Source organism: Acinetobacter sp. UBA3132, assembly GCF_002364825.1.
GTDB classification, from domain to species: domain Bacteria; phylum Pseudomonadota; class Gammaproteobacteria; order Pseudomonadales; family Moraxellaceae; genus Acinetobacter; species Acinetobacter schindleri.
The window spans coordinates 1-8,548 of sequence record NZ_DEZM01000063.1 but is presented as its reverse complement, the minus strand read 5'-3'; the positions used below and the strand labels follow the sequence as shown (position 1 = coordinate 8,548).

General features: G+C 45.7%; 5 protein-coding genes. 3 read left to right on the top strand and 2 right to left on the bottom strand.

Translation table 11 applies throughout. From position 1 onward, the window contains the following. Positions 1-1,002, bottom strand: a 1,002-nt coding sequence (locus tag B4033_RS02915; protein ID WP_286831966.1) for an extracellular solute-binding protein, incomplete at its 3' end; no start/stop codon positions are given. 27 nt (positions 1,003-1,029) lie between these two features. Then, positions 1,030-4,350 (bottom strand): LysM peptidoglycan-binding domain-containing protein, encoded by a 3,321-nt coding sequence (locus B4033_RS02910; RefSeq protein WP_286831964.1) that lies wholly within the window; start codon positions 4,348-4,350, stop codon positions 1,030-1,032. A 206-nt stretch (positions 4,351-4,556) separates the two neighbouring features. On the opposite strand from B4033_RS02910, the gene dnaQ reads away from it, so the two are divergent. The 3 genes from dnaQ (at position 4,557) to nudC (ending at position 8,507) form a co-directional block, all read left to right on the top strand. Then, positions 4,557-5,960 (top strand): DNA polymerase III subunit epsilon, encoded by a 1,404-nt coding sequence (dnaQ, locus tag B4033_RS02905; protein ID WP_286831962.1) that lies wholly within the window; start codon positions 4,557-4,559, stop codon positions 5,958-5,960. A 127-nt stretch (positions 5,961-6,087) separates the two neighbouring features. Continuing rightward, a complete protein-coding gene (locus tag B4033_RS02900) occupies positions 6,088-7,731 on the top strand; it encodes a chemotaxis protein (protein WP_286831961.1) in 1,644 nt (547 codons plus the stop codon). After that, a complete protein-coding gene (nudC, locus tag B4033_RS02895; RefSeq protein WP_076753260.1) occupies positions 7,731-8,507 on the top strand; it encodes an NAD(+) diphosphatase in 777 nt (258 codons plus the stop codon). The genes B4033_RS02900 and nudC overlap by 1 nt, the downstream gene beginning before the upstream one ends. Positions 8,508-8,548 lie beyond the last annotated feature (41 nt).

Sequence of the window (8,548 nt, the reverse complement as noted above, 5' to 3'; positions counted from 1 at the left end):
TAAGGCCTGACGAAAGCGAATATCCTGCATTGGTGCACGACGGGTATTAAATACAAAGCTTTGTGTCGGAATCGGGTTTTCATGATTGAAGTTGTATTTCACCACCATCTTGTCCTTGATGGCTGAAAAATTGTATTCCGTTACCCATTTACGTGCGGTGTATTCCTGATGTACGGTATATTGACCAGACTTAAAACCCTCAAAACCAACATCCATATTGCGGTAATAAACAAACTTCAGGCGATCAAAGTTATATTTACCCCGGTTAACAGGTAAATCCTTCGCCCAGTAATTTGGATTGCGTTTATAGCTAATGCTGCGCCCCGCATCAATACTTTCAACCAGATAAGGTCCTGAACCCAAAATGGGCTGTATAGTGATACGAGTAAAGTCTTTGTCCTGCCAGTTCTTTTTGGAATAGATCGGCATCTGTGCCAGGATCAACGGCATTTCCGAATTATTATTCGACTTAAAGCTCATCTTGACCTGGTACCTGGATAGTACCTCGGTTTTATCCAGATCTGACAGATACATCTGCAAGCCTGGATTACCCTTGGTTGTGTATGTATCAAAACTGAATTTTATATCTTCTGCAGTGACTGGCGTACCATCATTAAAACGTGCTTTGGGATTCAGATGATAAATCACATAGGCAGTTTTTTTTGGATCATAGGTGACTTTTTCAGCCAGCAAGGGATACATCACGCCCGGCTCATCCAGGGAACTGACCATGAGCGTATCAAACAGGTATTCCACGCCATCTGCTGCTGTACCTTTGCCGTTCATGGCATTCAGATTATCAAAGGTACCATTGGCAGACTGGCTGAGATAACCACCTTTGGGCGCTGCAGGATTGGCATAGGGTAAATGTGTCAGCCCGGCATACTTGGGCTGACTATGAATGGCGATATAAGGGGTGGTCTGCAGTGCAGCCCAAGCCCCCTGAGTAATGACCGAAATTCCACAGATATAAATCAGGCGCTTTGCAGCAGCAAACGGCATTCAGATACTCCCTGTATCATTTCGGCTTTAGAGATTTGGAACCTTGATCACATCCCCGATACGCAGTTGAGTATTCGGTTTCAGGTCATTCATTTCTGCCAGTGTACTACTGTCCATGCCATAACGTGAGGCTAAACCGATCAGTGTGTCGCCACGCTTGATTTTATATTCCATAATACGTTTAGGGACTTGCAGACTTTGACCCACACGCAAGCCTGCATTAGCACGCAGATTATTTAAACTGGCAAGTTCTGTGGTGGTAATTCCCAGACGACTGGCAATCGCGTTAAGTGATTCGCCTGACTTCACTGTATAGCTTTCTGTGGCCTTAGATGAAACAGTCGTGGTCACTGCTTTGATCTCATCTACCTTTTTATTTTCTGGCAGATCACCCTCAACCTTCAGACGCTGTCCGACACGTAATGGACTCGATACAGATAAATCATTCAGCTCAGCCAGGTATTTCAGTTGTAACTTGTACTCGCGTGCAATTGAACTGAGGGTTTCACCTGATTTCACTATATGGGTATCTGACTTCACACCTTTCACCGCCTGCTCAGTCACAGTTTCATGAGCTGCTTCTGCATCTCCGGTCAATTTCAGACGTTGTCCTACTCGCAGGCCAGCATTACGGGATAAACCGTTCAGATTCGCCAGATGATCCATGCTCAGGTTATATTTGGTCGCAATCCCTGTCAGGGTATCACCCGACTGCACAGTATAATTCTCTGGCACAGTGCTGCCCGCAGGAATCTTGATGGTTTGACCAATACGTAAACCGCTATTGGCAGCAAATCCATTTAAGGCTGCCAGTTCAGCCACACTGAGTTTGGACTGATTGGCAATGCTATACAGCGTCTCACCACGCTTTACCTGATAGTTTTCAGTTGCAGTCTGGTCCACTTTAATATTTTCAAACTTCTGCTCAATTTTCTTGCCTGAGCTTGCAGATTCAGCTTCATTCACAGGTACATTGATTTTTTGACCTGCCATCAGGCTGCTGCCTGAAGTCAAACCTGGCGTCAACGCAGCCAGTTCTGCATTCGAAAGTGCATAACGGTCTGCAATCAGTTTCAGATATTCGCCGCGCTGAACGGTATAAGTCTTAGTCTGAACTTTGCTGCTTTCCGTTTTTTTCGTTTCTTCAATTTTCGCTTTAGAAGCAGCAGTTTCTTTTAAAGATAATTTTTGACCGACAAATAGACCGCTGGTCGTGCTCAAACCATTATAGTCAGCCAGCTGTTTTACCGTTAAACCAAACTGGCTGGCTACACCGGTGAGTGAATCATTGGCTTGTACCACATAGCTTTCTGGTTTTGCAGCAGGTTTTGATGCTTCTTGAACAGGTTTGGCATTATAAAGATAGATCGTGGTACCGACATATAAAGTGGCATTTGGATCAATCTGGTTCCATTTCGCCACATCCCGCCAGTTCACTCCATTTTTAGCAGCAATCAAAGCCAGGTTGTCACCCGGTAAAACCGTGTAGGTACTGCGCTTGCCTTTTGGTGCAACAACCACAACTTCCGAATCTGTTTTAACGTAATTCTTGCCTTGGTTCAATTTCGCTTCGACTGAATCTGCCTTGGTACTTTCCGCTACGCCTTTTGGATAAGAGAAACCTTTGGTTAGTTCTTTACCCTGCTGTTCTGCTACAGAAAGGCTGGTCTGAATCGCGGTCAGCTTAATCTTGCCATCATAAGGATCGACAATTTCGGTACCCGCAGGTGCCAGTGCTTTCAGTTCCTCCACCACTTCTGCCTGTTCTGCGGCTGTCGCCACCGGTTTCAGGATTTCATCTACAGACTTTGGAATTTCCTCTGCCACAACCGCCGCCTGAATCTGTTCACGTTCCTTTGCAGAAATTGGCGGTTCAACCTGAATCGGTTGCACAGGTGTTACCGGCGTCACTGCAACTGGAATACGCGGTGCACTTGGAATAGGTAATTCACTCTTCGCAGCAAAATCAGCCAAAGCTGAAGAACCTCTTGGTGTGCTGACCCTGGTCTTACTTTGGGCAGTCAGGTTGGGTTTGGCTGTACTTGTAGCTGCTGGTGTTGCAGCGGCAGTAACAATCGCTGTGGTCGTTGCTGGGGACGTCGCTTTGCTTGCAGTAGTGGTTACAGGCGTTGCAGGTTTAATAGTTGTCGTGGTTGAGGCCGTGATTGCAGGCGGTGTCTGTTTAGCTGGCGTAATTGTTTTGCTATTCAGCTCAGGTGGCGTGGTTTTTACTGGCGTAATCGTCTGATTATTCTTCGGTAAACTGCTGGTAGAGCTTGCCCATAAACCTGAAGAAGAGGATTGAAGCTTTTTCAGTTTTTCATCAATGGATGGACTCAGGTCAGCTGGAATTAGAATACGGCGCGGACTGTCCGGATCAATCCTGTCTCCACGATGCCCTGGGTTCAACTGATACAATTCAGCCCGACTTAAACCGGTAATCGCAGCAATTTCATTCAGGCTGGCTGCCCCAACACTGACTTCACGAAAGTGCGGACGGTTGGCAATAGGCGGCAGACTCACGCCATATTTGGCTGGACTTTTTACAATCTGTGCTACTGCCATGAAACGAGGAACATAGTTCATGGTTTCCTGCGGCAACTTCAGTGACCAGTAATCAGTTGGCAAACCAGCAGCCTTATTACGGTTAATCGCCTGCTGAATACGACCTGGACCGGCATTATAGGATGCTAAAGCCAGTTCCCATGAACCGAACTGATTATATAATGCACCTAAAAACTCATAAGCAGCGCGAGTCGACTCTACCACATCACGACGGCCGTCATACATCGAGGTCTGTTTTAAACCATAAATACGGCCGGTACTTGGAATAAACTGCCACAGACCCGCTGCAGCTGCACTACTGGTTGCTGCCGGATCGTATGAACTTTCAATCACTGGAAGCAATGCCAGCTCAGTCGGCATACCACGGCGTTCAGCTTCTTTTACTGTGTAATATAAATAACGTGAAGCACGCGCACTTAAACGCTCTAAATATGGCTGACGTGATGCGAACCAGCCACGCTGGGCATCAATACGCGGATTCCAGACATCCAGATTCATCTTGAAACCGACAGTCATGCGCTTCCACACATCACCGTGTTTCAGTACCAACAGTCGGTCGCCTTCTACCGCACGCATATCAGTCGCGGATAAAAGATCTTCCAGACTATCCAGACTGTCGGCGCCTAAATAATTCGAACTTGTTTGTTTATGCTTGGACCCTGCCGCGCTTTGTGTCGTCGAACAACCCGTTAAACCTAAGGATGCAAGCGCAGTGCCGAGAACTGAGACTTTTAAAAATGAAGGTAACGATGGCTGCCACATGAATGCGGTTGGTTTATACATAAAGAAATCCAAACAACTTGTATAAAATTTATTTTTTAGATATGCCATTTTAATTAAGCATGTCGACGACACAAGCTAATAATTTACCGCGATTTGACGTTAAATGTTACAAGAAATTAAAAAATCGCGGAGATATGGATTATTCAAACGTATTTGCGTTATACAATATCCCGCTCAGCTTGTTCTTTTTTGATCGGATTTGGTTTATGTCTCAAACAATCACACTGTATGTGGATGGCGCATGCCGCGGCAATGGTAAGGAAATCGCTGTAGGGGGTTGGGGTGCCTATATTCAGAACGGTTCAGATGAGCATAAAATTTATGGCGGCGAGCTTCAGACCACCAATAACCGTATGGAACTGATGGCTGCCATAGAAGGGATTTCTGTCTGTCCCAAAGATGCCAAGCTGGTGATCTGGACCGATTCCAATTATGTCAAAAAAGGTATCACTGAATGGATCGAAGGCTGGAAACGTAAAAACTGGAAAGATGTCAAAAACCCTGACTTATGGAAACAGCTGGATGCAGTTTGCCAGGGCCGTCAGATTGACTGGCACTGGATCAAAGGACATGCTGGCCATGAGGGTAATGAAATGGCCGATCAGCTGGCTAATCTGGGTGCGGATCTCGCCTTAAAAAATGGCGAAAAATCCCGTCATGTTCCAGCAATTCATTTTGCAGCAAGCGCTGAGATAAAAACACAAGATATAAAAAAGCCTGAAAAAGACTGGTTACTGGATGATCCTTTTGGCCTGGAACTGGCTGAAGCTGAAGAAATGGATGAACTCATGGAAGATGTAACTGAAGTGACCATGGAAACTCACTTAAACAATCAGCCTGTCGTTGCTGAACAAACTCCAGCGGAGAATCAACTACACCCGCAGATTGTGATTACTCCAGCCACATTAGATATATCTGGTCCTCGTCAGCTGATTCTCGATACAGAGACCACCGGTTTCTATTATCAGGATGGTGACCGGATTATCGAGGTCGGCGCGATTGAAATGGTGAATCGTAAACTCACCGGCAGCTCGATTCATATTTATATCAATCCGAAAAAACCGGTAGGCGATTCAGTTAATGTCCACGGCATTACTGATGAGTTCCTGCAAGACAAGCCTTTATTTGAGGATATTTCTCAAGTTCTGTTCGATTACTTGAAAGGTGCAGAAATCATCGCGCATAACGCGACCTTCGATATGAACTTCCTGGATATGGAATTCAAGCGTGCTGGTTTTCAAACCCTGTCAGAAGTCTGTGAAGTCACGGATACCCTGGCGATGGCCAAGTCACGTCATCCGGGCCAGAAAAACTCTCTTGATGCCCTGGTACGTCGTTATGAGATTCCGCAGCGTGACCGTACTTTCCACGGCGCATTACTCGATGCAGAAATTCTGTCCGATGTTTACCTGGCGATGACCGGTGGTCAGGTTTCTTTTGATATGGATGCCCTGTCACATAGTGAAGAACAAAATGCCAGCTCAGGCAGTGTGAAAATTGAAATTGATCTACCGGTAATTTTGCCATCTGATGAAGAATTGAGCAAACATGAGAACTGGGTCAAACAATATGAAGAAAAACATGGCGCGCCTTGCCTTTTCGCAAAATAAAATCCATTATTCAGTTAACAATTTATGTTAAAAAAAATAACAGTTCAGTTATAGTAAATACAAAGATGTCCTGCCAGTTGCAGCAGGCCTCAACTATTAGATAAAACTTCAGGAAAGGTGCAGATCAATGTCTTACCAAACCTCTATACATTTTGACCCTACGGCTTTACTGATAATAAAAAATGAGGTTGATAATTCGATCAAATTGGTTGAATCAGCAGTCAGCACACTGGTAGAAGATCAGACCTTGCCTTTTGGGATTGATGATGCGCTCAACCAGTTCGAACAGTGCGCACAAGTTCTTGCACTGATCGATATGCCAAGCCTGGCCAAAGTCGCTCAATATTCTGCTGAGCTTATGCGCAAGATCATGGGGAATCCTGCCAACGTAAACACGGCAGAAGTGATCGCCCTCAGTGAAGGGACGACCATGCTGAAGCGCTATATCGAGTTCATTTGCTTGCGTGAAGTCAAAATTCCACAATTTTTACTGGATACTTTAAACCGGCTGGAACTTGCTCTGGGCAAGCCACTGACTACTGAAGGCCATCAGATTGAGTCCCTGCTCGACCTGATCACGCCTGATTTTGATCTACCACAAGCACCTGGACTGGAGAAGTCTGCTTATGTGCATCGCCTGTACAAACTATCACTGAATAAACTGCTTAAGCAGGAAGAAAGCGATCTGGACTTACAAGCGATCAAACTGGCGGGGACTTATCTGGCAGGTCTTTCTGAGCAGCACCCAAGCAAACAGTACTGGAATCTGGTCTATGTGGCGTTCAACCATATCGATGAGATCCTGATCAACGAGCCACGTTTACGCACCCTGATCAGTGTTGAGCGTAATATGGCACAGTATTTCAATGCCCCAGACCGTTTCAAGGCGAACATTGCTGACCTGGCGAATATACTGAGCTTATGTATCAGCCAGGAAGATGACATTGCTCATCATATCCGTAGCAAGCTGAATATCGGTGAAGATTCACTGACCGATACCCAATTACAGGTCTTCAGCCGTCATTTATATGGTCCTGATTTTGAAACCATGCATACCATCAGTGATCTGGTCACTGCTGAAATGGCACAGATTCGTAATGACATCGAATACAACTATCACAACATGACCCCTGAAAAGACTCAGGAATTGCAGGTTCAGCTGAATAGCATGGCAAACATCTTCAAGGTTTTGAACCTGAATGAAGCTTCTAATGATCTTACTCGTCAGGCTGCTTCACTCAGTCAACCTGAAGTGTTGAAAGATGAAGGTTTTGCCCAGCAGCTCATGAATGTGATTTTGTCTGCTATGAACTCGATTGGGGTACTAGAACGTCATCATACCTCTAGCCGTTTACAGCTCCGTGTAAATAACATGAATATTTCACTGGATCGTCTGGATGAAGCACATGCCGCTTTACTGAGCGAGACCAAAGCGCTGATCGAACTTGCCAGCCACACCCTAATGAATTACTTGCAGGACCAGAACCTGCAAACACTAGAAAGCTTGCCAAACCAGATCCGTGAAATTGCGGGTGCAATGCTGTTCCTGAACGCTGAAAATGGTCAGGCCGCACTAAGCACAACGGCTGACTTCATTCAAAGCCGGATTGAATCTGCTACCGCTCTCAGTGCCGATGACGTCAATCGCGTGCTTGATCCACTCGCCAGCGCGGATATGCTCATAGACAATTTAAAGAGCAAACAGCCTGTATTACAGTCAATGTTTAAGGTAGCATTGGACAGTAGTCAAAAACTGAAAACTGTAGCCTAATGTCTAAATTGTCACTTGCGTATATCTTTCAACAACAGCAACTTTTAGTCGATGAAAATCTCCAGCTTCCTCAAGTGGAAGCGCTAGCAAGTGACATACAGCTCGGTACGGGTGATCAGGTGATTGCCCGTGACCTCCTCCCTGAGGAACCGATTCCTCTAGGTCTGCAACTCGTTCCAATCCGTCAGTTATTGCAATATTGGAATGTTCGCCAGTTTGAACAGGCCAGTCGCGCTGTACAGCTACTGGAATGGCGTCGCAATCATCGTTTCTGTAGTCATTGTGGTACACCGACCGAAGCCCATGCCGTAGAATATGCTATGGTCTGCCCCGCTTGCCATTACCGTCAATATCCACGCGTACAACCCTGTGTGATTACCGTGATTACCCGTGGTGAAGATGAAATCTTGCTGGCTAAAAATGCCCGAAATAAAACCAGCCAGATGTATGGACTGATTGCCGGTTTTGTCGAAGTCGGTGAAACTTTGGAAGAAGCAGTCCGTCGTGAAACGGAAGAAGAAGTCGGAATTAAAGTCAAAAATATTCAATATCTGGCCAGCCAGCCTTGGCCCTTCCCAAGTAATCTGATGATTGCCTTTAAAGCAGAATACGCTTCTGGCGAGATCAAACTGCAGGAAGAAGAAATCAGTGATGCACAATTCTTTAAGCTGGATGCCCTGCCAGAAATTCCATTCAAAGGCAGCATTGCACATTCTATGATTATGCATATCACGCAAGGCACGCCCGTGGCTGATGATACTCAAGCCTGGTTGTAAGCCAATATATAAACAAAAAGCCCGGTATTAAATCCGGGCTT